Origin of the sequence: Roseateles asaccharophilus (assembly GCF_031458115.1) — a bacterium.
Classification (GTDB): domain Bacteria; phylum Pseudomonadota; class Gammaproteobacteria; order Burkholderiales; family Burkholderiaceae_C; genus Pelomonas; species Pelomonas asaccharophilus_A.
Window position 1 is genome coordinate 26,629 of the sequence record NZ_JAVDXV010000008.1, and the last position, 24,234, is coordinate 50,862.

A 24,234-nucleotide genomic window follows, 5' to 3' on the forward strand; every position below is an offset into this window, starting at 1 on the left:
GCCTAGTATTTCTACTGAGACGAGCTCCCTACAGTTCACACCCATGGACACCGCGGTCGCGATGTCCAAGTGAACCGAAAGCAGGACGTTCCTGCGCAAAGCTGAAGGAGCCCGTCATGAGCAAGCTGTCCACCCTGATCGCCACCGTTGCCCTTGTTGCCGCTGGCGCCGCCACCGCCCAAACCACCGCCCCGCTGACCCGCGAGGCCGTCATCGCCGAACTGGTTGCCGCCCGCAACAGCGGTGAACTCGCCGCCATCCAAGGCGAAAAGGGCGTTGAACTTGCCTCCCCGGCCGCTGGCAAGTCCGCCGTCGCCACCGCCAAGCTGCCCCGCCAGGCCGTGCTGACGGTCAAGCCCACCGACGTGACCGTCGACCAGAAGACGGCCGCCGCCCTGGCCGCCGACCACGGCGAGAACGCCGCCCGCGAGCTGGGTGACTTCGCTGCCCCCGTCATCCGCCGCGGCACCGCGGTGGCTGGCCGCTGAAACAAAGCGGTTTCAACCGTATCAAAGGCGGCCCGAAAGGGTCGCTTTTTTTTTGTCGGCGTTCCTAGAATCCGCCGCCCGGCCGAACGGGTGTTGGAGACAAGATGCGCAAACACGTGTGGGCAGCGGCAACAACGCTGCTGATGAGTTCGATGACAGCGTTGGCTGCTGGCCCCGTGGTGGGTGTGAGCTGGTCCAACTTCCAGGAAGAGCGCTGGAAGACCGACGAGGCCGCCATCAAGGCCGAACTGACCCGCCAGGGCGCCAGCTACGTGAGCGCCGATGCCGGCGGCTCGCCCGAGAAGCAGATCGGTGATGTCGAATCGCTGCTGGCCAAGGGCGCCAAGGTGCTCATCATCCTGGCCATGGACAAGGACGCCATCGTCCCCGCGCTGAACAAGGCCAAGGCCCGCAAGGTGCCGGTGGTGGCCTATGACCGCCTCATCGAAGCCCCCGAGGTCTTCTACCTGACCTTCGACAACCGCGAGGTGGGCCGCCTGCAGGCCAAGGCCGTGCTGGCCGTGAAGCCGCAGGGCCGCTACGTGATGATCAAGGGCTCGCCCAGCGACCCCAATGCCGACTTCCTGCGCGCTGGTCAGCAGGACGCGCTGGCCGACGCCGTCAAGAAAGGCGACGTGAAGATCGTTGCCGAGGAGTACACCGACGGCTGGAAGCCAGAGGTGGCGCAGAAGAACATGGAGCAGATCCTCACCAAGCTCAAGGGCGGTGTGGACGCCGTGGTGGCCAGCAACGACGGCACTGCAGGTGGCGCCATCGCCGCCTTGGCCGGCAAGGGCATCAAGGGTGTGCCGGTCAGCGGCCAGGACGCCGACCACGCCGCGCTGAACCGCGTGGCGCTGGGCACGCAGACCGTCACGGTCTGGAAGGACTCGCGCGCGCTGGGCAAGGAAGCCGCCGCGGCCGCCGTGCAACTGGCCGGCGGCAAGAAGGTCGACGGCGCAGCGCCCTGGGCGGGCGGCGAGCGCAAGGTCAGCCTTCAGGCAAAGTTCCTGGCCCCTGTGGCCATCACGCAGGCCAACCTGGGTGAAGTCATCACGGCGGGCTGGGTGCCCAAGGCCGTGGTCTGCAAGGGCGTGGACGCGGCCAAGGCGCCGGCGGCCTGCAAGTAAGGATCAGCAATGAATGCCCAGACCCAGCGGCTCGCCGTCATGGCGGCCGTGCTGGTGGCCATCGCCATCGGCTTTCATGTGCTCACCGGCAGCTTCCTGACGGCGGAGAACCTCTACAACATCGCGCAACAGACAGCGGTGGTCGGCATCGTCGCCAGCGGCATGGCGCTCATCATCGTCGCGCGGCAGATCGACCTCGCCGTGGGCTCGCTGCTGGGCGCCGTGGGTGTGCTGATGGCCTGGCTGCAGTACACACAGGGCTGGTCGGTCGGCGCGTCGCTGCTGGCGGGCCTCGCGTTCGCGCTGGTGGCAGGCATGTTCCAGGGCTGGCTGTCGGCCGTCATCGGCATCCCGTCCTTCGTCGTCACGCTGGGCGGCCTGGTGTCGTTCCGCGGCGCAGCCTTCCTGATCGCCGACGGCAAGACGCAGCCCGTCACCGAGCCCTGGCTGTTGGCGCTGGGCGGCGGCCTGGACGGCTCGCTGGGCGAGCGTGGCAGCTGGCTGCTGGGCGTGGCGCTGGTGGCCGTGCTGTGGGGCTGGCAGGTCACGCAGCGCCGCGCGCAACTGCGCGCCGGCGGCGTGCCGGGCGATGCGAAGCATGAGCTGATCAAGAGCGGCCTGGCCGCGCTGGCCGTGTTCGGTTCGGTGGCTGTCTTCAACGCCTACAAGATCGAAGGCATGGAGCAGGGGCAGGGCTTGCCGCTGCCGCTGGTGATCTGGGTGGCCGTCGTGCTGGTGCTGGGCTTCATCGCCAAGCACACGCGCTTCGGCCGCTACGTCTACGCGATCGGCGGCAACCCGGACGCGGCGCGCCTGGCCGGCATCCCGGTGCGGCGCGTGCTGATCCAGCTGAACCTGTTGCTGGCAGCGCTGGTGGCGCTGGCCGCCGTCGTCGCGATGGCGCGCCTGAACGCGGGCACGAACTCGATGGGCACGGGCATGGAGCTGACGGTTATCGCGGCAGCCGTCATCGGCGGCGTGAGCCTGGCCGGGGGCAGCGGCAGCGTGGGCGGCACGGTGCTGGGCGCACTCATCATCCAGAGCATAGACAGCGGCCTGCTGCTGACCGACGTCAGCATCGGCTGGCGCATGGTGGTGCTGGGCCAGGTGCTGGTCGCGGCCGTGGTTTTCGATCGGGTGGTGCAGAAATGAGCGCGACGCCTTTGCTTGAAGTGCGCGATGCGCGCAAATCGTTTGGCGGCGTGCATGCGGTCGACGGCATCTCGCTGAGCCTGGCGCCCGGCGAGGTGCTGGCCGTGCTGGGGCACAACGGCGCCGGCAAGTCCACGCTGATGCAGATGCTGGCGGGGGCGCTGCCCTTTGATGGTGGCGAATTGCTGCTGAACGGGCAGCCGGTCAAGTTCAACAGCCCGGCCGATTCGCGCGCCGCAGGCATCGAGACCATTCACCAGAAGCTGGCGCTGGCCGACAACCTGGACTCGGTCGCCAACCTGTTCCTGGGCCGCGAGATCCGCACCCGGTTCGGCCTGCTGGACGACGCCGCCATGCGTGCCGCGGCCGTGCCGCTGTTCGCGCGGCTGAACCCGAACTTCAAGAACATCGCCGACCCGGTGACGTCCTTGTCGGGCGGCCAGCGCCAGGTGGTAGCCATTGCGCGGGCGCTGCAGTTCGAGGCGCGTGTGCTCATCATGGACGAACCCTGCGCGGCGCTGGGCCCTAGCGAGACGGCGATGGTGCACGACCTGATCCGGCGCCTCAGCGCCGAGGGCGTCGGCATCCTGCTCGTCACACATGACATGCCGGACGTGTTCGCGTTGTCCAACAGGCTGATGGTCATGAAGAACGGCCGCCTGGTCGGCATGACGCAGACGTCCGCGGTCACGGAGGACGAGGTGCTGGCGATGATCATTGCAGGCAAGGCGCCGACGGCGCATCGATAGCGGCAGCCCGCTGAGGAGGCCGTCAACGCCGGCCGCCTGAAAGCCGTTGCTGGTCGATCAGCAGCCGCCCGGGAGCGCCGCATAAATCAACTGAATCAACGGTTTTTCCACGCTTGGGCCCTGGCGGCATTGCTGGCCGCCGGAGGAGCCCATGCGGATCCGCTACGCTGTAGCGGCATCAGCGTCGATGAAGGCGACGGCAAGCTGTGGCTCTTGCGCGCTTGCGGTCAGCCCACGTTGTCCGACGCGTACTGCGCTCCCATCCTGCAACCGGCGCTCCCGGCCCGTTACGGTTCGCCAGCGTACCCGCAGACCTGCGTGGTGGTCGAGGAATTGCTTTACGACCGCGGGACGGGCAACCTGGTGGCGGTGGTGCGCATCCGCGAGGGAAGGATCGTGTCCATCCGCTACGGCGAACAAGGGCGGTCGGCCCCTCGCTAGAGGCCGGTCGCGCCCAGGACTCAAGCCTCCCGGCGCAATGCCGGGAATAGGATCACATCCCGGATCGACGGCGAGTCCGTGATCAGCATCATCAGCCGGTCGATGCCGATGCCGCAGCCGCCGGTCGGGGGCATGCCGTATTCCAGCGCGCGGATGAAGTCGGCGTCAAAGTACATCGCCTCCTCGTCGCCGTCGTCCTTGTTGGCCACCTGGGCCTGGAAGCGCGCGGCCTGGTCCTCGGCGTCGTTCAGCTCGGAGAAGCCATTGGCGTACTCGCGGCCGGTGATGAAGAGCTCGAAGCGCTCGGTGATCTTGGGGTTGTCGTCCGACGCGCGAGCCAGCGGCGACACCTCGACGGGGTAGTCGATGATGAAGGTGGGTTCCCACAGCTTCTCTTCGACGACCGCCTCGAACAGGCCGAACTGCAGCTCGGCCAGGCTCCAGCGGGCCGGCGCCTCTTCGCCGGCGGCGATGATCTTGGCGCGCAGCACGTCCGGCGAATCCGCTTCCTCGGCCGTCAGGCCGGCGAACTGGATCAGCGAGTCACGCACCGACACGCGGGCGAACGGCTTGTCCAGCGCGACGGGCTTGCCGGCGTAGGTCAGCTCGGCGCTGCCGGTGGCGGCAATCGCGGCATGACGCAGCACGGCTTCGGTGAAGTCCATGATCTCGTGATGCGTCCAGTAGGCCGCATAGAACTCCATCATCGTGAACTCGGGGTTGTGCCGGACCGAGATGCCTTCGTTGCGGAAGTTGCGGTTGATCTCGAACACGCGTTCGAAGCCGCCCACCACCAGCCGCTTCAGGTACAGCTCCGGCGCGATGCGCAGGAACATCTCCTGGTCCAGCGCGTTGTGATGCGTCGTGAACGGCTTGGCGTTGGCGCCGCCGGGGATGGGGTGGAGCATGGGCGTCTCCACTTCCAGGAAGCCGTTGTCCACCATGAACGAGCGGATGGCCGACACGCCCTGGCTGCGCGCGACGAAGCGCTTGCGGGCGTCCTCGTCGGTGATCAGGTCGACGTAGCGCTGGCGGTACTTCTGCTCCTGGTCGGTCATGCCGTGGAACTTGTCCGGCAGCGGTCGCAGGCTCTTGGTCAGCAGGCGCAGCGTCGTGACGGCCACCGACAGTTCGCCGGTCTTGGTCTTCATCAGCGTGCCTTCGGCGCCGAGGATGTCGCCCAGGTCCCACTTCTTGAAGGCCTCGTAGACGTCGGCGCCGACGTTGTCGATGGTCACGCGCAGCTGGATGCGGCCGGTGGCGTCCTGCAGCGTGCAGAAGCTGGCCTTGCCCATCATGCGCTTGAGCATCATGCGGCCGGCCACGCTGACCTTGATGCCTTGAGGTTCCAGTTCCTCGTTGGCCACCTCACCGTACTGGGCCTGCAGCGGCGCCGCGCGGTGCTGGGGCTTGAAGTCGTTGGGGAAGGGCACCTTGGTGGCAGCCCGCAGCGCGGCCAGTTTTTCGCGGCGCTCGGCGATCAGTTGGTTGTCGTCGGTGGGCGGGACGGGCGTGGTCGAGGGTGCTTGAGTCATTGCGGGCCTTAGGTCGAACCGGCGATTTTAGAATCCGCCACCCCGTCGGGGCCTTCGGCATGTCTCAACACGCTGCGACTCGGCCCTTTCCACCTCCGTCATGCCGCCTTCCGCACCCCTGTCTGCCCGACTGCCGCGCTGCTGTGCGAGGCGAGGACGCCACTGATGGCGCTCTGGCCCTATCGCCTGGAAGCTGCCGCCGCACGCCTGCGCGCGTGGGCGTGGCGTCTGCGCGGCCTGGAGGCAGGCCCGGCAACCGCCGTGCATGGCGGCGTGCGCCTGCGTTTTGGCGCGGGCAGCGCCCTCGGCGCGCGCAGCGTGCTCTACCGTGATGTGAATATCCTGGTCACCGGCGAGGGGCGCTTTCGCATCGGGCGCGACAGCCACTTGGCGCCGGGCGCCTACGTTCTCGTGGGCGGCCAGACGCTGGACATCGGCGATGACGTGGCCATCGGCCCGGGGTTGATGTTGTTCTGCGAGTCCAACGACGCCGGGCCGCAGGGGCTCTTTCGCACGCAGTACCGGCGGGCGCCCGTGCGCATAGGCTCCAACGTCTTCATCGGCGCCCGCGTCACCGTGCTGCCCGGCGCGGTGATCGAGGACCACGTCGTGGTGGCCGCGCATGCGGTGGTTGGCGGCCGGCTCGCGTCCGGCTGGGTCTACGGCGGCTGCCCGGCTCGGCCGTTGCGCCCGCTGGCGGCGGCCTCATGAAATCCCACGCAGCGACGGCGCTGCGCTGGCTGGACTTTCCCCTCGCCACCTGGCGCTGGCTGCGCCGGGGTGACGCCTGCCTGCAGGACTTTCGCGCCAGCTTCGCGACCTCGCTGGGTGTGGACACGACACGCGTCCACTTGTTCGGCAGCGGCCGCGCCGCGCTGCACGCCTATGTGGCCAGCTTGGACCTGCCCACCGACGCCGAGGTGCTGTTGCCGGGCTACACCTGCGCCGTGGTGCCCAATGTCTTCGAGCACCTGGGGTTGCCGGTCCGCTACGTCGACATCGAGGCGGGCGGCTTCAACCCGAGCGCCGCAGGCGTCGCCAGCGCGATCGGCCCGGCGACGAGGCTGGTGCTGGTGCCGCACAACTTCGGTATCAGCATGGCTGGCGTCGCCAGCTTGCGCGAGCGCTTCCCGCACATCGTCTTCATCGAGGATGCTGCTCACGCCTGGGGCAGCCGCGACGCTGGCGGGCACATGGTGGGCACGCTGGGCCACGCGGCCTTCTTCAGTTTTGAGTACTCCAAGCCGCTGTCGACCGGCCTGGGCGGCGCGCTGCTCGTCAATGACTCAGCGTCAGGCTGGCAGCCGCCCGCGCTGCACCGGCCCGCGGCGCTTGTGGTCGCGAAGCAGGCGCTGACGCTGGCCTGGCACCGCCTGGTGCAAGCGCTGCCGGTGTCGTGGTTGAACGGCCTCAAACAATTGCTGCGCGCGCCGTCGCGGCGGCTGGGTGTCGTGGCCGCCACACCGGCCGGTGAGCTGCAAGGCAGCGCGAGGCCGGATTACCGGCTCAGTCTGCATCCGTGGTCCGCCGCGCTGGGCGAGCGTCAGGCCGCGCGCGCGGCAGAGATCTGGGCCGCGCGCCGCACACAGGCCGATTCCTATGACGCGCTGTTGCCCGCGACGCTGCGCGCCGAGCGCGGCGCCGGCGACGTATTGCTGCGCTATCCGCTGCGGCTGCCGGCGGGCCTGGACCACGAGACCTTGGCAGTGGCGATGGCCACCGAGGATATTGAACTCGGCCGCTGGTTTGACGACGTCGTTCATCCACGCGGCAGCCTGCGCTACGGCTACCGCAGCGGCGACTGCCCGGTGGGTGAGGCGACCGCGGACTGCGTGGCTAACCTGCCGCTGGGGCTGCACGCCGGTCTCAGCCAGCGCCAGCGTCAGGCGCTGCGTGCGCGGTTGACGGCATGAGCCTGCGCCAGCGTTTCGCGCAGCTGGCAGCGGCGTCGGCCATCAGCCAGGCCCTGCCCATGGCGATGGCGCCACTGCTGACGCGCACGTTTGGCGCCGAGGTGCTGGGCCAATGGGCCTGGTTCGCAGCCATCGTGGCCAGCTTGGCGGTGGTGGCCAACGCGCGCTACGAGTACGCCATCCCGCTGCCGCGCCGGCGCGGCGAAGCCGGGGCGCTGCTGTCGCTGTCATTGGCGCTTGCGCTGGTGGCCACGCTGGCGACGGCCCTGCTGGCCTGGGCCCTGGCCGCACTGCCCGGGGGCGCTTTGGGCGGACGCTGGGCACAGGTCGGCTGGCTGAACGACTACGCGCCGGCACTGGCGTTGGCGGTGGGCCTGCTGGGCCTGCAGCAAGGCCTGGCCTTGTGGAACAACCGCCATGGCCGCTTTGCGGTGATTGCGCAAGCGCGCGTGGGCCAGCAAGTCGTCATGGCGCTGGCGCAGCTGGCGGCGGTGGCCATGGGCTGGCTGACGGCAGCCGCGCTGGTGGGGGCGCAGCTGCTGTCGCTGCTGCTGCCGCCGCTGTGGCTGTGGTGGCGCGGCCAGCGAGTGCGTTTGCGCTCGGCGCGAACGGCAGTCGCCGCGCGGCGGCGCTGGCGGCGGGTGCGGGCGCTGGTGTGGCGCTACCGCCAGTTCCCGCTGGTGAACAGCCCGCATGCCTTCATCAACGGGCTGCAGGAAGCCATCGCGCTGTCGTTGATCGCAACCTGTGCGGGCCTGGCCGCGGCGGGTTGGTACGCCGTCATGGTGAGGCTGGTGAAGGCGCCCGCCACGCTGGTGGGCGGGGCGCTGTCGGAAGCGCTGCTGTCGCGGCTGGCCGAGGACTGGCGCGAAGGCCGCAGCCTGCAACCCACGCTGGCCCGCGCCATGCGCGGCCTGTTGCTGCCGGCTGTTGGGGGCGCGGTGCTGTTGGCACTGGTGGGCCCCGCGTTGTTCGGCTGGGCGCTGGGGGCCGATTGGACGCCCGCCGGTGAATACGCGCGATGGATGGCGCCCTATGTCGCGGCACACTTCGTCTGCGCGCCGCTGACCGTGGCGCCCATGGTGACGCAGCGCCAGACCGGGGCGCTCGCCTTCAGCCTGGTCGGCAACGCCTTGTACGTGCTGGCGCTGGTCGTGGTGCTGGCGTCGGGGCGGCCGGTCACCGAGGCGCTGGGCGCCGTTTCCGTCGTGATGCCGCTGTACTTCGCGGCCTATCTGGCCTGGTTGTATCGAGGCGCGGTGCCGCCTTCCGTTGTGAGGATCTGACTCTTGAAACTGGTGTTGATCGGCGACGGCGAAAGCCCGCACCTGCTGAAGTGGGCGCGCGCGCTGCAGCCGCGCGTACGGCTGTGGGCCATCTCGTCGCGTGGGTTCGCGCCGGGTTGGGAGTTGCTGCTGCCCGACGCGCAGCGGCTGGCACTGAACACGGCGCCGGACCATGGCGGCGGCAATGTCGCGCTGATCAAGCAGTTGCCGCGCATCGGCAACTGGCTGGCTGCCGTGGATGCCGACTGGCTGCACGCCCACTACCTGACCTCGCACGGCACGATGGCCTGGGCGGCCAAGCTTGGTTGGCGGCTGCGTGCGCAGATCGCCGGCTCGGCCTGGGGCAGCGACATCCTCGTCACGCCGACCCGCGGCGGCGGCTGGCGCTGGTTGACGAGCAAGGCGCTGCGCAGCTGCGCGATCACGACATCCGACTCGGTCTACATGGCCGACCGCATGCGCGAACTGGGCGCGGGCGAGGTGATGACGTTTCCGTTCGGCCTGGAGGCCATGCCCAAGCAGAACGCGAAGAAGCAGCCCTGGCTGTGCTTTGCCAACCGGGGCCTGGAGCCCATCTACCGGCCACAGCGGGTGATCGGAGCGTTCGCGCGCATTGCGGCGGTGCAGCCCGAGGCGAAGCTGGTGGTGGCCAACGATGGCTCGCTGCGTGCAGAGCTGGAAGCCGACGTGGCCGCGCGTGGTCTGACGGATCGCATCAGCTTCGTCGGCCGGCTGGATGCCGCGGCCCAGGCCGCGCACTACGCGCGCTCGACGTGGTTCCTGAGCATGCCCGAAAGTGACTCGGTGTCGGTGTCGGTGCTGGAGGCCATGGCCCATGGCTGCGTGCCGCTGCTGTCGGAACTGCCGGCCAACCGCGAGCTGATCGGCGACTCGGCGCGCGGGCTCATCGTCGGCGCGGTCGAGGACCTGCCCGCCCGCATGGCCGCGCTGGACACGGCAAGGCTTGCCGTCGTCAACCGCGATTGGGTGGCCGCGCACGGGCTGTTCGAGCCGCATGTGCAGCGCTTCCTGACCCGCCTGCGCGAGTTGTCGGCCGCATGATGAAGCCCCCACGTTCGCTTTGCTCACTGCCCCCCGAGGGGGCGCATCAGCGCCTTCGGGCGGCCGGGCATCGCTAATGAGGATCCTGCTCGTCAACCACTACGCCGGCTCGCCGCGCCATGGCATGGAGTTCCGGCCCTACTACCTGGCCCGCGAATGGGTGAGGGCGGGGCACGAGGTCACCATCGTTGCCGCCAGCCATTCGCATGTGCGGGCCGTGCAGCCCGAGGTGCCTGGCCAAGCGGTTGAGGAACTCATCGACGGCATCCGCTACCGCTGGCTGCCGGTGCCGGCCTACCAGGGCAACGGCGTGGGGCGCTTGCGCAACATCCTGAGCTTCCTGCGCCAGCTGCGCGCCGATGCGTGGCGGCTGACGCGTGAGTTCCGGCCCGACGCGGTCATCGCGTCCAGCACCTATCCGATGGATGTGTGGGTGGCAAAGAAGCTGGCCAAGCTCGCCAAGGCCAGGCTGGTCTACGAGGTGCACGACCTGTGGCCGCTGTCGCTGATCGAGCTGTCGGGCATGTCGCCGCGCCATCCGTTCGTGATGCTGTGCGGCAAGGCCGAGGCCGATGCCTATCGGGACGCTGACCGGGTGGTCTCCATGCTGCCCTGCGTGCAGGAGCACATGGCGTCGCGGGGCCTGGATTGCGCCAAGCTGCACATCGTGCCGAATGGTTTTGCGCCGGAGGAATGGCAGGGCGAGGCCGCGCCGCTGGGCGACACGCTGCGGGCACACCTGGACGCCGAACGGGCCGCCGGCCGCGTCATCGTGGGCTATGCCGGCTCCATGGGCCTGCCCAACGCGCTGGACGTGTTGCTGGACGCCGCCGCCAAGCTCAAGGACCAACCGCTGAGCTTCGTGCTCGTCGGCAGTGGCCACGAGGCCACTCGTCTCGCCGAGAGCGCCGCGGCCGAGGGGCTGGCGAACGTGCGCTTCTTCGCGCCCATCCCCAAGGCGCAGATCCCGACGCTGCTGGGTCACTTCGACATCGCCTACATCGGCTGGCAGCGCACGCCCATCTACCGCTTTGGCATCGCGCCCAACAAGCTCATCGACTACCTGATGGCCGGGTGCGCCGTGCTGCATTCGGTCGAGGCCGGCAACGATCCGGTGGCCGAGGCCGGCGCGGGCTTGACCGTCGCGCCCGAGGACCCGCAAGCCGTCGCCGACGGTCTGCTCAAACTGGCGGCGCTGCCGATCGCTGAGCGCGCCGCCATGGGCCAGCGCGGTCGCGCTTTCGCGATGGCCCACCACGCCTATCCCGTGCTCGCCGCACGTTTCATCGATGCGATTTCATGAGCGAGCTTGAACAGATCGCCCAGCGCTACGCCCGCCGCGATGCCGGCGACCGCTACAGCCTGCTGCGCCCCGAGGTCTGGCAGATGTGGCAGGAGCGCCAGCGCGCGCTGCTGCGCCTGCTCGCGCAGCGCCCCGGCGTGCCGTCCGACTGGCATGCCACCGAGGTGGGCTGCGGCGCCGGCGGCAACCTGCTGGACCTGCTGCGTCTGGGCCTGCAGCCCTCGCACCTGACGGGCATCGAGCTACTGCCCGACCGCTTGACGGCGGCGCGCGCGGCCTTGCCCGAAGGCGTGCGCCTGCTGGCGGGCGACGCCGGCGCCGCCGATGTGGCGCCGGCCAGCCAGGACCTGGTGTTGCAGTCCACGGTCTTCTCCTCCATCCTCGACGACGCGCTGCAGCAGCGCGTGGCCGACGCGATGTGGCGCTGGCTCAAGCCCGGCGGCGCCGTCGTCTGGTACGACTTCACCGTCAACAACCCGCGCAACCCGGATGTGCGCGGCGTGCCGCTGGCGCGCGTGCGCGAGCTGTTCCCGCAAGGCCAGTTCGCCGCCCGCCGCGTCACGCTGGCGCCGCCGCTGGCGCGCGCGCTGCCGGCGGCCTATGGCCTGCTCAATCTGGTCCCATGGCTGCGCACGCACCGCCTGGTGCTGATCGCCAAGCCCTGATCACCGAAAATCCCGTTCCATGAGTTCTCTGCCTTTCCTGCCCTTTGCCTTGCCCGAGATCGGCGACGACGAGATCGCCGAGGTCGTCGACACGCTGAAATCCGGCTGGGTCACCACCGGCCCCAAGGCCAAGCGCTTCGAGGCCGCGTTCGCCGAGTTCCTGGGCGACCCGCAGATCGAGTGCATCGCCGTCAATTCGGCCACCGCGGGCCTGCACCTGGCACTGGAGGCCATCGGCCTGCAGCCCGGCGACGAGGTCATCACGACCACGCACACCTTCACCGCCACCGCCGAGGTGGTGCGCTACCTCGGCGCCGACGTGAAGCTGGTCGACATCGACCCCAACACCTTGAACATCGACATTGCCGCCCTCGAGGCCGCCATCACGCCGCGTACCAAGGCCATCCTGCCGGTGCACTACGCCGGCCTGGCCGTGGACATGCTGGCCGTGCTGGACATCGCGCGCCGCCATGGCCTGCGCGTCGTGGAGGACGCCGCCCACGCGCTGCCCACCACGCTGGAGAAGGAGCTGATCGGCACGCTGGGCAGCGACGCCACGGTCTTCAGCTTCTACGCCAACAAGACCATGACAACCGGCGAGGGCGGCATGCTGGTCACGCGCAACCCCGAGCTGGCCAAGCGCGCCCGCGTCATGCGCCTGCACGGCATGAGCCGCGACGCCTTCGACCGCTTCACGGCCAAGGTGCCCAGCTGGTATTACGAGATCGTCGCGCCCGGCTTCAAGTACAACCTGACCGACATCGCGGCGGCGCTGGGCCTGCACCAGCTCAAGCGCCTGCCCGCCTTCCAGGCACGCCGCGAAGCCATCGCGCGCCGCTATCACGAAGCGCTGGCCGACCTGCCGCTGGTGCTGCCGCCGAATGCGCCGGAAGGCGACACACACAGCTGGCATCTGTACGTGCTGCGCCTGGCGGACGACGCCGGCATTGACCGCAACGCCTTCATCGAAGGCATGTACGCGGCCGGCATCGGCTGCTCCGTGCACTACGTGCCGCTGCACCTGCACCCCTACTGGCGCGACCGATATGGCCTGACGCCGGAGATGTTCCCGCAGTCGCAGAAGGCCTACGAGCGCATGGTCAGCATCCCGCTGTACACGGCGATGAGCGATGCCGACGTCGAGCGCGTCATCGCGGCCGTGCGCGGCATCCTGTCTTGAGCAAGCGCCTGCTGGACATGCTGGCCTCGGGCCTGGGGCTGCTGCTGTTGGCGCCGTTGCTGCTCGCCGTGGCGGTCTGGATCAGGCTGGATTCGCCGGGGCCCGTGCTGTTCCGCCAGATCCGTGTGGGCCGCTTCGGCGTGCCCTTCACCATCCACAAGTTCCGCACGATGCGCGTCGAGCCGGGATCGGCCATCACGGTGGGCGAGGACCCCCGCATCACCCGCAGCGGCCGTGTGCTGCGCGCCAGCAAGCTGGATGAACTGCCGCAGTTGTGGGATGTGTTGCGCGGCGCGATGAGCCTGGTCGGGCCGCGGCCGGAGCTGCCGCGCTATGTCGAGCTGTATCCCGCCGACCTGAGGGAGCGCGTGCTGTCGGTGCGACCGGGCATCACCGATCCGGCGTCGCTGGCTTTCAGCCACGAGGCCGAGTTGCTGGCCGCGGCGGCGGACCCGGAGCGGGAGTACCGCGAGGTGGTGCTGCCGGCCAAGCTGCGGCTGTCGGCCGACTATGCGAGCCGCGCCAACCTGGGCACCGACTTGCGCCTGATCCTGGCCACGCTGGGCCGCGTGCTGCGCGGCTGACAATACCGCCCCGATGAACTGGCAGTTTCTTGACACCCTGTTGACGCGGCTGCGGCCCCACCGCGAGGTGCTGGCGCTGTCGCTCGACCTGAGCGTTGTGGCGCTGGCCTGGCAGGCGACCTATCTCTTCCGGCTCGGCTTCGAGCGCTGGTTCACGGCGCGGCCGGTCTACGACGGCTGGGTGCTGTTGGGGCTCGTGGGCATCTACGCGCTGGTGTTCTGGGGCCTGCGCGTGCCCAAGGGCATGTGGCGCTTCTCGGGCTTTGGTGAGATTCAGCGGCTGGCAGTCGCCTGCCTGATCGCGGGCCTGGTCGGTGCGACGCTGGTGCTGATGGCCCATCTGCGCGCAGTGCCTCGCGCGGTGCTGACACTGCATCCGCTGTTCACGCTGATGCTGCTGGCGATGATGCGCATGGGCTACCGCATGCTGTACGAGCAGATGCGCAGCCGCATCAGCGGCAGCGCTCAGGAGCGGCGGCGCGCATTGGTGCTGGGTGCGGGCGATGCGGGTCGGCTGCTGGTGGCTGGCATTCAGCATCAGCAGGGATGGGTGGTGGTGGGGTTCCTCGACGACGCGCCGGAGAAACGCGGTGCGCGCGTCGCGGGGCTGCCAGTGCTGGGGGCCCTGCCCGACGCCGGGCGCATCGTGGAAGTACAGGGGGTCACGCACGTCATCGTGGCGTTGCCGGCGGCTGCCCTGGCCGAGCGCCGTCGGGCGCTGGACATCGCCGCTGGCACGGGCTTGCCGGTGCTCACGGTGCCCAGCGGCGCGGAGCTGCTGGCGGGCCGTCGCGTCAATGAAGTGCGCGACATCGAGCCCGAGGATTTGCTGGGTCGCGAGCCTGTTCAGCTGGACGAGGGCGGTATCAGCGAAACCATCAGCGGCAAGGTGGTGTTGGTCACTGGTGCAGGCGGCAGCATCGGCAGCGAGCTGTGTCGCCAGATCGCGCGCTACGGTCCCCGTTCCATCGTGCTGTACGAGCTGAGCGAATACGCTCTGTATGCCATCGAGCAGACGCTGGCCGAGTCCTTCCCGCATCTGCCGCTGGTGCGTGTCATCGGTGACGTCAAGGATCTCGACCACCTGCGCGCCTGCTTCGTCCGGCACCGGCCGCAACTGGTCTTCCATGCTGCCGCCTTCAAGCATGTGCCGTTGATGGAGGAGTCCGACAACTCGGCCGCCTGCATCCGCAACAACACGCTGGGTACCTACAACGCGGCGCTTGCCGCGGCCGAAGTGGGTGTGCAGCGCTTCGTGCTGATCAGCACGGACAAGGCCGTGAACCCCACCAACGTGATGGGTGCCACCAAGCGCGCCGCGGAAATGGCCCTGGTGGCGCTCGCCAAGCGGCACCAAGGTACACGTTTCATGGCGGTGCGATTTGGCAATGTGCTGGGGTCCAGCGGCAGCGTCATCCCGAAGTTCAAGGAACAGATTGCACGCGGGGGGCCGCTCACCGTCACGCACCCGGACATCATTCGCTACTTCATGACCATCCCCGAGGCGGCCCGCCTCGTCATCCAGGCCGCCGCGATTGGCGAAAGCGGCCAGGTGCTGGTGCTGGACATGGGCGAGCCGGTGCGTATCGCCGACCTGGCGCGACAGATGATTCGCATGAGCGGGCACTCCACCGACGACGTCCGCATCGAATACACCGGCTTGCGGCCTGGCGAGAAGCTCTTCGAGGAGCTTCTCGCCGACCAGGAGACCAGTTTGCCCACAGCCTGCACTGGCGTGCGTGTCGCACGGCTCGTCGATGACGGTGCCGGCGAGCGCGTGCTGGACGACCTGGCGCGATTGGATGCGTCGCGTCCAAGAGCCTTGCTGGGTCGATGGCTGGGGCCCGAATTTCACGCACCTTTGACGGAGTCCTGAACATGTTCCGAATCTTCGCCATCGCCGCTCGTACGCATTCGCGGCAGGCAGCGACCTGGCTTCGCCCGTTGGGGCTGGTCTGCATGCTCAGTTTGGGCGCAGCGCTGTCCCAGCCGGCTGACGCAACCGAGACGGCGGCAAGCGTGCTCCTTCCCAAGAAGCCCAGTGAGCTCCTTGTGGCCAGCGACGCAACCTGGAAGCCCGTCCTCGCCGTGGTGCACCCCCTGCTGGAGGCGAAGCGGGCCGAGTGGGCTCAGCTGACCGCGTCGCAGAAGATCGAATGGCATATCCACCAAGCCGTGTTGGCTCAGAGCGAGGGGCGTTGGCAGGCCGCACTCGACGCGGTCCGCGCCGCGCGCGACCTGCAATCCAGCGAGTCGGGCCGGCAGAGCGCGGGACTGCTGAACGAACTGCTTGCGCAGCATGCGTTGGCGGGCGGTGACGAAGCCGATTTGCGGCGGCGTACTGCAACGGCCGTGCTGGCGATGAACTGGGCTGAGGTGGCGACTGCCATCCAAGGCATTCGACAAGCGCTGGCCACGATGGATGGGCGCGCTGTGGAAGCTCTCGTGGCGAACCGCATGGATGCGTCGACAACTTTCACCAAGGGCCAAGCCAATCTGGCTTTCGTGATGCAACTGCTGGCTGCCCGCTTTCAGGTGCAGCAGGTGCTTCCCCATCGCGCGGCGCTGCTGATGGGCCTGGATGACGCCATCGCCCGTCGCACCGCCGAGACGGCGGGCGAGGGGCGCTGATCAGCCGCGCGGCGTTGCGAGCAGCGCGCTCGCCAGCCTCGCGGCATGCTGGCGCAGTTCGGGCACCGCGGTAGCCTCCCAGTGCTCGGCGCGCAGCGCGGGACCCAGCATCCACAGGCCTGGTTGAGGCTGGTTGCCTGGGTCCAGCATTTGCCCGGACTCGCCGATGCGAGGCCCCAGTCCGTTGGGATGGGGCTGGTACCAGCCGCTGCTCAGACCTTGGGCACGAAGCTGCAAGGCCGGTTTGCAGGCCTGAGGCGCCGGCCCAGTGCAATTCACGATGGTGCTCGCCCGTATCTCCGTGGCTTCGCCGTTGCGGCGCCGGCATTTCAGCAGCCAGCCTCCGTCGTCGCCGGGCTCCCAGTCGAGGAGGCGTCCAGCATCGATCTGCAGGCGGCCGTCTCGGCGCGCTGCCTCCACCTGCGTTGCCACCGGCGGCGCCAAACGATGGCGATGGCTGTCCCACGCGGCCATGGCGTGCCTTGCAGCCCGGCGCTGCTGTTCTGGTGGCAGTTGACGCCACAGTCGTGGGGTATGCGAGCGCAGGTCGCCCACGATGTCGCGCCAGTCGACGCCAGCGATGCCGGCTTCACCGACCAGGCTTCGCAGGCCGTTCATCAGACCTGCTGCGGAATCGGCACGCAGCAGCACGTCCGGCGGCAGGATGCCGCCAGCGGGCTGTGAGTCGTGGGCGCGGTGCGGTTGAGGCAGCCAGCCGTGGCGGGACAGAACCTGGACCGGCGGCGCGGCATGCGAGTGGGGCCTGAGGGCCAGGCGCTGCCACACATCCACTGCCGTCAGCCCGCTCCCGAGCAACAACACGGGGGCGGCTGATGGCAACTGATCGAGGAGTTGGCCGCAAGACCAGGGGTCGGCGTACCAGCCGGACTCCCCCCAAGCCCCAGGGGGCAGGCTTCTGGCCTCATGGCCATAGGCCAGCACGACATGATCAGCCGTCCATTCGTCGCCACCGCCTTGCAGCCGCCAACCGGAAGTGGTTCGTTCCAGGGCGGCCACGGCATGCCGGCAATGATTCAGCCGCAGCCAGGGCGAGGCTTCGAGAGCCTGAGCCAGCGTCTGCGCGAGAAAACGCCCGTAATCCGCGCGGGGCGCAAAGTCGGCGGAGCGGCCGCTGCGCGCTGACCACCAGGTGGCGAAGGCGTCCAGTCGTCCGAGGCTGGGACCCATGCGACCCGCCGGCACGTTGAGCAGGGGCCCCCAGGCTCCACGCTCCCATGGCGCGTAGGCCAGACCCTGGCCCAACTCGGCGCGGGGCTCGAACACATCGATGTGCAGGGACAGGGCGTCGGCGGCGATCCGCTGTTCTGTCAACGCCAGGACCAACGCCACGGCGCTGAACCCGCCGCCCACGATGGCCAGCCGCAGCATCAGTCGGCAGGCCGCAGGAGGTTGAGCAACTGCGTGACCGCCTCGGTCACGTTGCAGCGGCTCGTGTCGATGCGCAGCGCCGGTGTAGCGGGGGCTTCGTAGGGTGCATCGATGCCCGTGAACTGCCGGATCTCGCCTCGCCTGGCCCGTGCGTAGAGCCCCTTGGGGTCGCGCGCCTCGGCCACGGACAGTGGGGCATGCACATGCACTTCGATGAACTCTCCGGGTGCGAAGCGTGCCTGTGCGGCAGCGCGTTCGGCGGCGTAAGGCGAGATCAACGCGACGATGACGCGCAGGCCCGCCTGCTGCATCAGCCGAGCCACCTCGGCCGTGCGGCGAATGTTCTCGACTCTGTCCTCGGGGCTGAAGCCCAGGTCCGAACACAGCCCTTGCCGCAGCACGTCGCCGTCGAGCACGGCCACCGTTTCACCATGTGCGCGCAAGGCCGCGGCCAAGGCCTCGGCCAGCGTGCTTTTGCCGGCTCCAGACAGGCCGGTCAGCCAGACCACTTCGGCGCGACTGCTCACCGGTTTCCCGCGGGGCCGTGAGGCAGGCTGCGTCTTGACGCGCTGGCGGCGAGCACGCAGCCTGGAACCTTCAAGTTCATGGGACGCTGCGCCATCATGGCTGGCGCAGGGACGCCGGCAGCGACTGTGGCGTGGTGGCTGCACCTTTCGCTGCCACTGTCTGCAGGCCGCGGCGGAAGTACTCGATCTTCTCTTCGTCGACGGAGAGGCGGCCCAGGTCGTTGATGTCGTAGCGGCTGAAGTCCATCTCGCGGCAGATCGAGTTGTCCTCCTCGAAGACGGTCTCATTGACCTTTGCCGTCGAGTCGAAGAAGTGATCGAGCGCGTTCGATGGCAGCCCCTGGCGCAGCGAGCCCCGCAGGAGGCGGCTGTAGAAATTGGCCTTCTGCGGCACGTCGGACGGGAAGAAGTGCTGCAGCGAGTAGGAGTATCCGAACGTCGATGTGAGCATCGTGAACGGGAAGAGATAGATGCTCATGTAGCCCTCGAACCGCTCGCTGCCCGCGAACAGGCGCGATGTGGACTTGAGCTGCTTGAGCATCTGCGCATCGCAGATCTCGAACCGAGCGACCGAATTCATGCCCACGTAGCTGTTCACCGGATCTGACAGGCGCAGGCGATTCAGCGAGTCCTTGTGCACGAAGGGCGTGTGCAATGAGTCCAGCGCGTTCTCGACGGCGATCTTCCAGTCGCAGTCGTAGGTGTACGCGTTCCACGCGTGCCTGCCGTGGACCTCCATCGAGATGGCGGCCAACTGATCGAACAGATCGCCCAGTTGTTCGTCCAGCGTGTGTGCGGGGTCGGGCGACGCGAAGAGGAAGTCACCGCACCAATCGATCTTCAGCGTCGTCAGCGAGAGCAAGGCCACCTCGTCTTCGCGGAACTTGGGCCGGCAGGGGATATGCAGTTCGCCGGCGTTGTAGCTCCAGCCGTGATAGCGACAGGTGATGGGGCCATTGCCGTGCTCGGCGGCATAGAGCTTGGCGCCGCGGTGCGGGCACACGTTGTCGAACACGACCAGATTGCCTTGGTCAGAGGCAACGACGACGTCCTTGTCCAGCCAGCGGAGCTTCAGGAAATCACCCGGCTTTGCCAGCTCGGAGGCATGGCACAGCAGGTGCCAGTAGCGATCACGCAGCAGCGCATCCATCATCAGGTCGATTGTTGAAGCGTACGCGCGGGTTGGCAGAACACCGTGGCACCGGCCTTGACGCTGCGGACCACGATGGAGCCGGCGCCGATGCGCGAGCCCTCTCCGAGCTTGACCTTCGGGAGGATGGAGGCGTGCGAGCCGACCAGCACGCCTCGGCCCACCTGCACGAAGCCCGTCAGATCCACATGCGCGCAGATCACGCTGCCCTCGCCGATTGACACATCGTGCCCAGCCCCCGAGTGCACGTTGATGACGACGAAATCGGCGAGCTGCGTGTTGGCCGAGATGAGGCTGTACGGATAGATGATCACGCCCTCGCCGATCTTGGCGTCGGGCGCGATCACGCTGAGCGGGTGAATGAGGGTGTAGAACCGGCCACCTCGTGCCCGCAGTTCGGCGCCGATGCGCAGCCTTGCAGCCGGGTCACCGATGGCGATGATGATCTCGTCGTCGGCCTGCGGCGTGAACTGGGCGATGCCGCCGAGGATCGGGTGCGGATAGCCCGGCGAGAAGGACTCGCACGGTGCCTGGGTGTCGTCGATCAACCCGCGAATGGCCACCTGTCCGCTCTGGATCAGGGGGGCCAGCAGGCCGATGATCTCGCGTGCCATGCCGCCCGCGCCCACAATGACAATCTTCTTCATGCTTACCTCACTGTGTAGCCGCCGTCGACCACCAGCGATGTGCCGGTGATCCAGCGGCCGCCTTCGCCGACCAGGAACGCCACGGCGTTGGCGACGTCATTCACGCTGCCAAAGCCCAGCAGGTGCTTGCTGCGGTAGGCCTCCACTGACTCACCGTTGAGCGTGGTCAGCAGGCTGTCATGCATGGGGGTCTCAACGGCGCCGGCAGACACGGAATTCACGCGAATGCCGCGCGGTGCGAACTCGACGGCCAGCGACCGGGCCAGGCCGTCGATGGCGGCCTTGGCCGCGGAGTACAGGCTCATCCCGGCCTGCCCGCGCAGGCCTGCCACGGAAGACATGAGCACCAGCGCGCCACCGTCGTCCATCACGCCACGCAGCGACATGGCCCTGGAAATGGCCATGGCCGACTGCACGCTGGATGCGAACACATCGTCAAACTGCTTGCTCTTGCACAGCTTGACCTGCCGCACCATGCTGACGCCGGCCGCGTGGAAGGCTGCGAAGAAGCTGCCGGAGGCCTTTGCGTCGGCCTGGATGGCGTCGGCGATACCGTCGTCGCCGTTCAGGTCGAGTGGGAGCAGCGTGTGGCCAGCGCCGGGCAGCAGGTCCAGGGTGGCCTGAAGCCGACCGGCATCGCGCCCGGACAGGCAGACGCGAGCGCCGCACGCGGCGAGCGTGATGGCGGCCTGACGGCCGATGCCAGACGACGCGCCGGTGACCAGCACCCGCTTGCCGGCCAAGTAATGCTCATTGAAGATCTGCATCACACTTCAATCCAACGGCACACAGTCATGGTGTTCAGCGACAGGTGCGCCGCAGCCCAGGAGTAGCCGACCCCGAAACCGGCCATGACGACATCTCCCGCCAGCGGGGCCTTGTCGTCGAGCGTGGCCATCAGCAGCGGGATGGTGGCGCTGGAGGTGTTGCCGAAGCGATCGATGTTGAGCGGGAACTTCTCGGCGGGCAGCTTCAGCTTTTTCGCGATGTGCTTGAGCATGAAGGCGTTGGCCTGGTGGAACAGCGCGCAGCCGATGCCATTGACCGACTTGCCCGAGGCCTCCAGCACTGCGTTCACCATCATCGGCACGCTGCGGATCGTGAAGTTGAAGACCTCCGGCCCGTTCATGTACAGGTAGTCGGGGTTACTTTCCGGCAGATCACCTGCGCCGCAGGCGCCGCGATAGGTGCTCTTGGGAATGATCAGGTTCTTCTCCCCACGTCCGTCCGTGCCAAGTACGTAGGAGGTCGGGCTGGCCGTGGCATCGAACTCCAGCGCGGTGGCGGTGCCGGCATCGCCGAACAGCAATGCCGTCGCGCGGTCCTGCGGGTCCACCAGCTTGGACGACGTGTCACCGGCCAGCAGAAGGACGCGCCGTACGGCATGACCATCGATCAGCTTGGAGGCCAGCCACAGGCCGTACACATAGCCCGAGCAGCCCAGGTTCACGTCGAACGCGGCGCAATGCGTGCCCAGGCCCAGCCGGCTCTGCAGCGCGCATGCCGTGGCCGGCAGCCGGTAGTCCGGCGTCTGCGACACGAAGACGATAGCATCCACCGAGTCCGGTTCCCAGCCCAGGTCCGCCATGAGCGCGCGAGCTGCCGCCTCGGACAGGTCGGACGTGGTCTGCTCCTCCGTGGCCACCCGGCGCGTACGAACGCCGGTCATCTTGCCGATCTCCTCGATCAGTTCCGGGCTGAACCGGTCGGTGAGATCCTGGTTCCTGATCTCCGTCTTCGGCGATGCGCTGACGACGCCCCGCAGAGCGACGTGTTCAACCCGAACGTATTTGCCGGCGGGAGTATTGGTCGGGTTCATTTCGATTCGGCTGAGTGGATCGGTGACAGGAACCTGTCGCGCAGGGCGATGGCTGTGCGGAGGTGCTGCGGCGTCAGGCCTTCTTGGCCGCCTCGATGAGCGCCTCGATGTCGGCCACCGTGGCGCACTTGCCCAACGACTGGCCATCCACCATCACGTTGAACACTTCGTCGATGAGGGCCATGGTCGACACCACCGCCAGCGAATCCCACGCGGCTTCGCCGCTGTGCAGATCGAATGCGGGATTGATCGCCGAGGTGTCGACTTCCACGATCTCGGCCAGGCCTTGATAAAACTCACTCATTCGCCATTCCTTCAATAGTCAAAATACAAGCAGCCCACGACAGGCCCACACCAAACCCGACCAGCATCAGCCGTTTGGCCTCAACCAGGTCGCCGGCCCGTTTCATGGCGTGCAGCGTCAGCGGGATTGTCGAAGACACGGTATTGCCAACCGTCTCCAACTCGATGGGGAGGCGTGCCTCGGGAACCTTGAGCTTCTTGCGCAGTGCTTCAAGCATGAAGCGATTGGCCTGATGAAGCACGAAGTGGTCGATGTCGTCCCGGGCAATGTCGGCCTTGATCAGCAACTGGTCAACGGCACGAGGCACCTCACGCAGCGTGAACGCCATCACCTCGGCGCCGTTCATGTACAGGTGGTCGGCGCTGCGAACGTTGCCCGAAGCGTCTTCCTCTTCCAGTGCCGTTTCGGCGCTGGCGGGTCGGCGGAATCCGCCCGCCGGCACGATGAGCTGCTCGGCGCCTGCGCCATCGGTGCCGAACACGAAGGGGCCGATGTTGGGCGCGGGGGTGTCGCGGCCGACCACGGCGGTGGCCGTTGCACCGTCGCCGAACAGCGTGCGCACGCTCTTGTCCAGCGGGTGGATGTACTTCGAGTAGGTGTCCGCCGTCAGCAGCAGCACGCAGCGCGCCGCGCCCGTCTCGATGAGGCCTTTGGCCAGCGACAGGCAGTAGACATAGCCGGAGCAGCCGAGGTTGACGTCCAGCGCGCCGGCCGAGGTCGGGATGCCCAGGCGGTGCTGGAGAACGCAGGCCGTCGTCGGTAGCACGTAGTCGGGAGCCTGCGTGCACAGGATCACAAAGTCCACGTCAGCGGCCGCGACCCGGCCTTGAGCAAACAATGCCTTGGCGGCGGCAAATGCCAGATCGCCGGCGGTCTCGTTCTCTGCGGCGATGGCGCGACTCTGGATGCCCGTCTTGTCCAGGATCTTGCTCGCGGGCCAACTCGGGTACAGCACCTCCAGGTCCCCGTTGTCGAGGCGGCCCGCCGGCAGATAGGGCGCGATGTCAAGGATGGTGGCGTTCAGTGGCATGAAGGCTCGCTCGGGGCCGATTGCCGGCGGATGCTAAGACTTGGGGTGAGGCGTACATGACGTTCAACGGGGCGTCCGCTTGCAGCGGAGCACTGATGCGCTGCAAGCCCACCACTGCGGTTCATGTCGTCAGCGTCCCAAGCTGCGGATGACGTCGATCACGCGTTGCTGATCGCTTTCGGTCAGGCTGGGGAAGATGGGCAGGCAAAGCACCTGCTCAGCGGCGTGGTGCGCCACGGGCAGGTTGGCCGCCGCCGCGGATGGCAGCGCGCGGTACATCGGGAAGCTGCTGATCAGCGGATAGAAGTAGCGCCGCGCATAGATGTTCTTGGTCCGCATGGCCGCATAGAGCTCATCACGCGTGATGCCGTACTCCGGCTTCACCAGAACAGGGAAGTAGGAGTAGTTGTGCTTGCTGCCCGGGCTGGGGGGCAGGCACTCAATGCCTGGAATGTCGGCCAGCAAGGCGCGGTAGCGGGCATCGATCTCGCCGCGACGGCGCAGCGCCTCGCCAATGTGCTGGAGCTGCACCAGGCCGAGGGCCGCGTTGAACTCGCTCATCTTGCCGTTGATGCCGGGCGCGACCACGGTTGTCTCGTCGACGAAGCCGAAGTTCTTGAGCTGGTCAATGCGCAGCTTGGTCTTTGCGTCCTTGCAGACGATCGCGCCGCCTTCGAACGTGTTGAAGACCTTGGTTGCGTGGAAGCTCAGCACCGACATGTCGCCGAAGTTCAGCACGCTCTGGCCGTCGGACTCCACGCCGAAGGAGTGCGCGGCGTCGTAGATGACCTTGAGGTTGTACCTGTCGGCGATCTTCTCGATGGCCGCCACGTCGCAGGGATGCCCATAGCAGTGCACCGGCATGATGGCAGTGGTTTGCGGCGTGATGGCGGCCTCGATCTTGGCGGGATCCAGGTTCAGGTTTACCGGGTCCACGTCGACGAAGACGGGCTTGATGCCGTTCCACAGCAGCGAGTGCGCCGTCGCGACGAAGGAGTAAGGCGTGGTGATGACCTCGCCGGTGATCCGCAGCGCCTGCAGCGCCGTCAACAGCGCGAGGGTGCCATTGGAGAACAGCGCAATCTGCTCCACGCCAAGATACTCACACAGCGCCCGCTCGAACTTCTGGTGCATCGGGCCACCATTGGTGAGGAACTTGCTGTCCCACACCTCCCGCAGGCTCGGGAGGAACTCCTCCAACGGGGGCAGGTGAGGTTCGGTGACGTACAACGGCTTGTCGCTCATGGAA

At 67.9% G+C, this 24,234-nt stretch carries 25 protein-coding genes; 15 read left to right on the forward strand and 10 right to left on the reverse strand.

Translation table 11 applies throughout. The features are described from left to right. The first annotated feature begins 116 nt into the window (after nt 1-116). The 5 genes from J2X21_RS19145 (at nt 117) to J2X21_RS27170 (ending at nt 3,960) form a co-directional block, all read left to right on the forward strand. Nucleotides 117-488 carry a DUF4148 domain-containing protein gene (locus J2X21_RS19145; protein ID WP_310331280.1) on the forward strand — a complete coding sequence of 124 codons (372 nt, stop codon included), beginning with the start codon at nt 117-119 and terminating at the stop codon, nt 486-488. Between the two features lie 143 nt (nt 489-631). Further along, nucleotides 632-1,618 carry a substrate-binding domain-containing protein gene (locus J2X21_RS19150; RefSeq protein ID WP_310331281.1) on the forward strand — a complete coding sequence of 329 codons (987 nt, stop codon included), beginning with the start codon at nt 632-634 and terminating at the stop codon, nt 1,616-1,618. Nucleotides 1,619-1,627: 9 nt separating this feature from the next. Then, a complete protein-coding gene (locus tag J2X21_RS19155; RefSeq protein ID WP_310331282.1) occupies nt 1,628-2,770 on the forward strand; it encodes a sugar ABC transporter permease in 1,143 nt (380 codons plus the stop codon). After that, nucleotides 2,767-3,519 (forward strand): ATP-binding cassette domain-containing protein, encoded by a 753-nt coding sequence (locus J2X21_RS19160; RefSeq protein WP_310331284.1) that lies wholly within the window; start codon nt 2,767-2,769, stop codon nt 3,517-3,519. The genes J2X21_RS19155 and J2X21_RS19160 overlap by 4 nt, the downstream gene beginning before the upstream one ends. Nucleotides 3,520-3,648: 129 nt before the next feature. Beyond that, nucleotides 3,649-3,960, forward strand: coding sequence for a DUF2845 domain-containing protein (locus tag J2X21_RS27170; protein WP_404667385.1), 312 nt, complete (start codon nt 3,649-3,651; stop codon nt 3,958-3,960). Between the two features lie 20 nt (nt 3,961-3,980). Here the strand turns inward: J2X21_RS27170 and lysS are convergent, their stop codons facing one another. Then, nucleotides 3,981-5,495, reverse strand: a complete 1,515-nt coding sequence (lysS, locus tag J2X21_RS19165; protein ID WP_310331286.1) for a lysine--tRNA ligase — start codon at nt 5,493-5,495, stop codon at nt 3,981-3,983. Between the two features lie 165 nt (nt 5,496-5,660). Between lysS and J2X21_RS19170 the strand changes: the two genes are divergently transcribed. From J2X21_RS19170 to J2X21_RS19215, 10 genes are all read left to right on the forward strand, one after another. Then, a complete protein-coding gene (locus J2X21_RS19170) occupies nt 5,661-6,206 on the forward strand; it encodes an acyltransferase (protein ID WP_310331289.1) in 546 nt (181 codons plus the stop codon). Next, complete coding sequence (locus J2X21_RS19175; RefSeq protein WP_310331290.1) at nt 6,203-7,408, forward strand: DegT/DnrJ/EryC1/StrS family aminotransferase; 1,206 nt, start codon at nt 6,203-6,205, stop codon at nt 7,406-7,408. The genes J2X21_RS19170 and J2X21_RS19175 overlap by 4 nt, the downstream gene beginning before the upstream one ends. Then, the gene (locus tag J2X21_RS19180) at nt 7,405-8,694 is read left to right on the forward strand and encodes a lipopolysaccharide biosynthesis protein (protein ID WP_310331292.1); all 1,290 of its coding nucleotides are present in this window, start codon (nt 7,405-7,407) and stop codon (nt 8,692-8,694) included. Before J2X21_RS19175 ends, J2X21_RS19180 begins: the two co-directional genes overlap by 4 nt. 12 nt (nt 8,695-8,706) lie before the next feature. Continuing rightward, nucleotides 8,707-9,756, forward strand: coding sequence for a glycosyltransferase family 4 protein (locus J2X21_RS19185; RefSeq protein ID WP_310331825.1), 1,050 nt, complete (start codon nt 8,707-8,709; stop codon nt 9,754-9,756). Nucleotides 9,757-9,832: 76 nt separating this feature from the next. Then, complete coding sequence (locus J2X21_RS19190) at nt 9,833-11,059, forward strand: glycosyltransferase family 4 protein (RefSeq protein ID WP_310331294.1); 1,227 nt, start codon at nt 9,833-9,835, stop codon at nt 11,057-11,059. Continuing rightward, complete coding sequence (locus tag J2X21_RS19195) at nt 11,056-11,724, forward strand: methyltransferase domain-containing protein (protein WP_310331296.1); 669 nt, start codon at nt 11,056-11,058, stop codon at nt 11,722-11,724. Before J2X21_RS19190 ends, J2X21_RS19195 begins: the two co-directional genes overlap by 4 nt. 19 nt (nt 11,725-11,743) lie before the next feature. Further along, nucleotides 11,744-12,904 (forward strand): DegT/DnrJ/EryC1/StrS family aminotransferase, encoded by a 1,161-nt coding sequence (locus J2X21_RS19200; RefSeq protein ID WP_310331298.1) that lies wholly within the window; start codon nt 11,744-11,746, stop codon nt 12,902-12,904. Then, nucleotides 12,901-13,488 carry a sugar transferase gene (locus tag J2X21_RS19205; RefSeq protein ID WP_310331300.1) on the forward strand — a complete coding sequence of 196 codons (588 nt, stop codon included), beginning with the start codon at nt 12,901-12,903 and terminating at the stop codon, nt 13,486-13,488. The genes J2X21_RS19200 and J2X21_RS19205 overlap by 4 nt, the downstream gene beginning before the upstream one ends. 67 nt (nt 13,489-13,555) lie before the next feature. Next, nucleotides 13,556-15,364 (forward strand): polysaccharide biosynthesis protein, encoded by a 1,809-nt coding sequence (locus J2X21_RS19210; RefSeq protein ID WP_310331301.1) that lies wholly within the window; start codon nt 13,556-13,558, stop codon nt 15,362-15,364. Nucleotides 15,365-15,366: 2 nt separating this feature from the next. Continuing rightward, nucleotides 15,367-16,119: a hypothetical protein gene (locus J2X21_RS19215; RefSeq protein WP_310331303.1), complete on the forward strand. Its 753-nt coding sequence runs from the start codon at nt 15,367-15,369 to the stop codon at nt 16,117-16,119. Here the strand turns inward: J2X21_RS19215 and J2X21_RS19220 are convergent, their stop codons facing one another. The 9 genes from J2X21_RS19220 to J2X21_RS19260 all read right to left on the reverse strand — a co-directional run bounded on the left by J2X21_RS19220 (nt 16,120) and on the right by J2X21_RS19260 (nt 24,230). Continuing rightward, a complete protein-coding gene (locus tag J2X21_RS19220) occupies nt 16,120-17,508 on the reverse strand; it encodes an FAD/NAD(P)-binding protein (protein ID WP_310331304.1) in 1,389 nt (462 codons plus the stop codon). Next, complete coding sequence (cysC, locus tag J2X21_RS19225) at nt 17,508-18,035, reverse strand: adenylyl-sulfate kinase (RefSeq protein WP_310331306.1); 528 nt, start codon at nt 18,033-18,035, stop codon at nt 17,508-17,510. The genes J2X21_RS19220 and cysC overlap by 1 nt, the downstream gene beginning before the upstream one ends. 94 nt (nt 18,036-18,129) lie before the next feature. Beyond that, nucleotides 18,130-19,188 carry a Rieske 2Fe-2S domain-containing protein gene (locus J2X21_RS19230; RefSeq protein ID WP_310331308.1) on the reverse strand — a complete coding sequence of 353 codons (1,059 nt, stop codon included), beginning with the start codon at nt 19,186-19,188 and terminating at the stop codon, nt 18,130-18,132. Beyond that, on the reverse strand, nt 19,188-19,832 hold the full coding sequence (locus J2X21_RS19235; protein WP_310331310.1) for a NeuD/PglB/VioB family sugar acetyltransferase: 645 nt from the start codon (nt 19,830-19,832) through the stop codon (nt 19,188-19,190). The genes J2X21_RS19230 and J2X21_RS19235 overlap by 1 nt, the downstream gene beginning before the upstream one ends. A gap of 2 nt (nt 19,833-19,834) precedes the next feature. Then, nucleotides 19,835-20,599, reverse strand: a complete 765-nt coding sequence (locus tag J2X21_RS19240) for an SDR family NAD(P)-dependent oxidoreductase (protein ID WP_310331312.1) — start codon at nt 20,597-20,599, stop codon at nt 19,835-19,837. Beyond that, nucleotides 20,599-21,651, reverse strand: a complete 1,053-nt coding sequence (locus J2X21_RS19245; protein WP_310331314.1) for a ketoacyl-ACP synthase III — start codon at nt 21,649-21,651, stop codon at nt 20,599-20,601. Before J2X21_RS19245 ends, J2X21_RS19240 begins: the two co-directional genes overlap by 1 nt. Nucleotides 21,652-21,724: 73 nt before the next feature. After that, nucleotides 21,725-21,955: an acyl carrier protein gene (locus J2X21_RS19250; RefSeq protein ID WP_310331316.1), complete on the reverse strand. Its 231-nt coding sequence runs from the start codon at nt 21,953-21,955 to the stop codon at nt 21,725-21,727. After that, on the reverse strand, nt 21,948-22,985 hold the full coding sequence (locus J2X21_RS19255) for a ketoacyl-ACP synthase III (RefSeq protein WP_310331318.1): 1,038 nt from the start codon (nt 22,983-22,985) through the stop codon (nt 21,948-21,950). The genes J2X21_RS19250 and J2X21_RS19255 overlap by 8 nt, the downstream gene beginning before the upstream one ends. A gap of 129 nt (nt 22,986-23,114) precedes the next feature. Further along, nucleotides 23,115-24,230, reverse strand: coding sequence for a DegT/DnrJ/EryC1/StrS family aminotransferase (locus tag J2X21_RS19260; RefSeq protein WP_310331320.1), 1,116 nt, complete (start codon nt 24,228-24,230; stop codon nt 23,115-23,117). Between the last annotated feature and the right edge of the window lie 4 nt (nt 24,231-24,234).

What these genes read in the sequence shown, in the direction of transcription:
- J2X21_RS19170 (WP_310331289.1), top strand. Translation starts at nt 5,661, where the DNA reads ATGGCGCTCTGGCCCTATCGCCTGGAAGCTGCCGCCGCACGCCTGCGC.
- J2X21_RS19245 (WP_310331314.1), bottom strand. Translation starts at nt 21,651, where the DNA reads ATGAACCCGACCAATACTCCCGCCGGCAAATACGTTCGGGTTGAACAC.
- J2X21_RS19235 (WP_310331310.1), bottom strand. Translation starts at nt 19,832, where the DNA reads ATGAAGAAGATTGTCATTGTGGGCGCGGGCGGCATGGCACGCGAGATC.
- J2X21_RS19195 (WP_310331296.1), top strand. Translation starts at nt 11,056, where the DNA reads ATGAGCGAGCTTGAACAGATCGCCCAGCGCTACGCCCGCCGCGATGCC.
- J2X21_RS19200 (WP_310331298.1), top strand. Translation starts at nt 11,744, where the DNA reads ATGAGTTCTCTGCCTTTCCTGCCCTTTGCCTTGCCCGAGATCGGCGAC.
- J2X21_RS19250 (WP_310331316.1), bottom strand. Translation starts at nt 21,955, where the DNA reads ATGAGTGAGTTTTATCAAGGCCTGGCCGAGATCGTGGAAGTCGACACC.
- J2X21_RS19240 (WP_310331312.1), bottom strand. Translation starts at nt 20,599, where the DNA reads ATGCAGATCTTCAATGAGCATTACTTGGCCGGCAAGCGGGTGCTGGTC.
- J2X21_RS19150 (WP_310331281.1), top strand. Translation starts at nt 632, where the DNA reads ATGAGTTCGATGACAGCGTTGGCTGCTGGCCCCGTGGTGGGTGTGAGC.
- J2X21_RS19260 (WP_310331320.1), bottom strand. Translation starts at nt 24,230, where the DNA reads ATGAGCGACAAGCCGTTGTACGTCACCGAACCTCACCTGCCCCCGTTG.
- J2X21_RS19190 (WP_310331294.1), top strand. Translation starts at nt 9,833, where the DNA reads ATGAGGATCCTGCTCGTCAACCACTACGCCGGCTCGCCGCGCCATGGC.
- J2X21_RS19145 (WP_310331280.1), top strand. Translation starts at nt 117, where the DNA reads ATGAGCAAGCTGTCCACCCTGATCGCCACCGTTGCCCTTGTTGCCGCT.
- J2X21_RS19155 (WP_310331282.1), top strand. Translation starts at nt 1,628, where the DNA reads ATGAATGCCCAGACCCAGCGGCTCGCCGTCATGGCGGCCGTGCTGGTG.
- J2X21_RS19220 (WP_310331304.1), bottom strand. Translation starts at nt 17,508, where the DNA reads ATGCTGCGGCTGGCCATCGTGGGCGGCGGGTTCAGCGCCGTGGCGTTG.
- J2X21_RS19180 (WP_310331292.1), top strand. Translation starts at nt 7,405, where the DNA reads ATGAGCCTGCGCCAGCGTTTCGCGCAGCTGGCAGCGGCGTCGGCCATC.
- lysS (WP_310331286.1), bottom strand. Translation starts at nt 5,495, where the DNA reads ATGACTCAAGCACCCTCGACCACGCCCGTCCCGCCCACCGACGACAAC.
- J2X21_RS19255 (WP_310331318.1), bottom strand. Translation starts at nt 22,985, where the DNA reads ATGCCACTGAACGCCACCATCCTTGACATCGCGCCCTATCTGCCGGCG.
- J2X21_RS19215 (WP_310331303.1), top strand. Translation starts at nt 15,367, where the DNA reads ATGTTCCGAATCTTCGCCATCGCCGCTCGTACGCATTCGCGGCAGGCA.
- J2X21_RS19230 (WP_310331308.1), bottom strand. Translation starts at nt 19,188, where the DNA reads ATGATGGATGCGCTGCTGCGTGATCGCTACTGGCACCTGCTGTGCCAT.
- J2X21_RS19175 (WP_310331290.1), top strand. Translation starts at nt 6,203, where the DNA reads ATGAAATCCCACGCAGCGACGGCGCTGCGCTGGCTGGACTTTCCCCTC.
- J2X21_RS19160 (WP_310331284.1), top strand. Translation starts at nt 2,767, where the DNA reads ATGAGCGCGACGCCTTTGCTTGAAGTGCGCGATGCGCGCAAATCGTTT.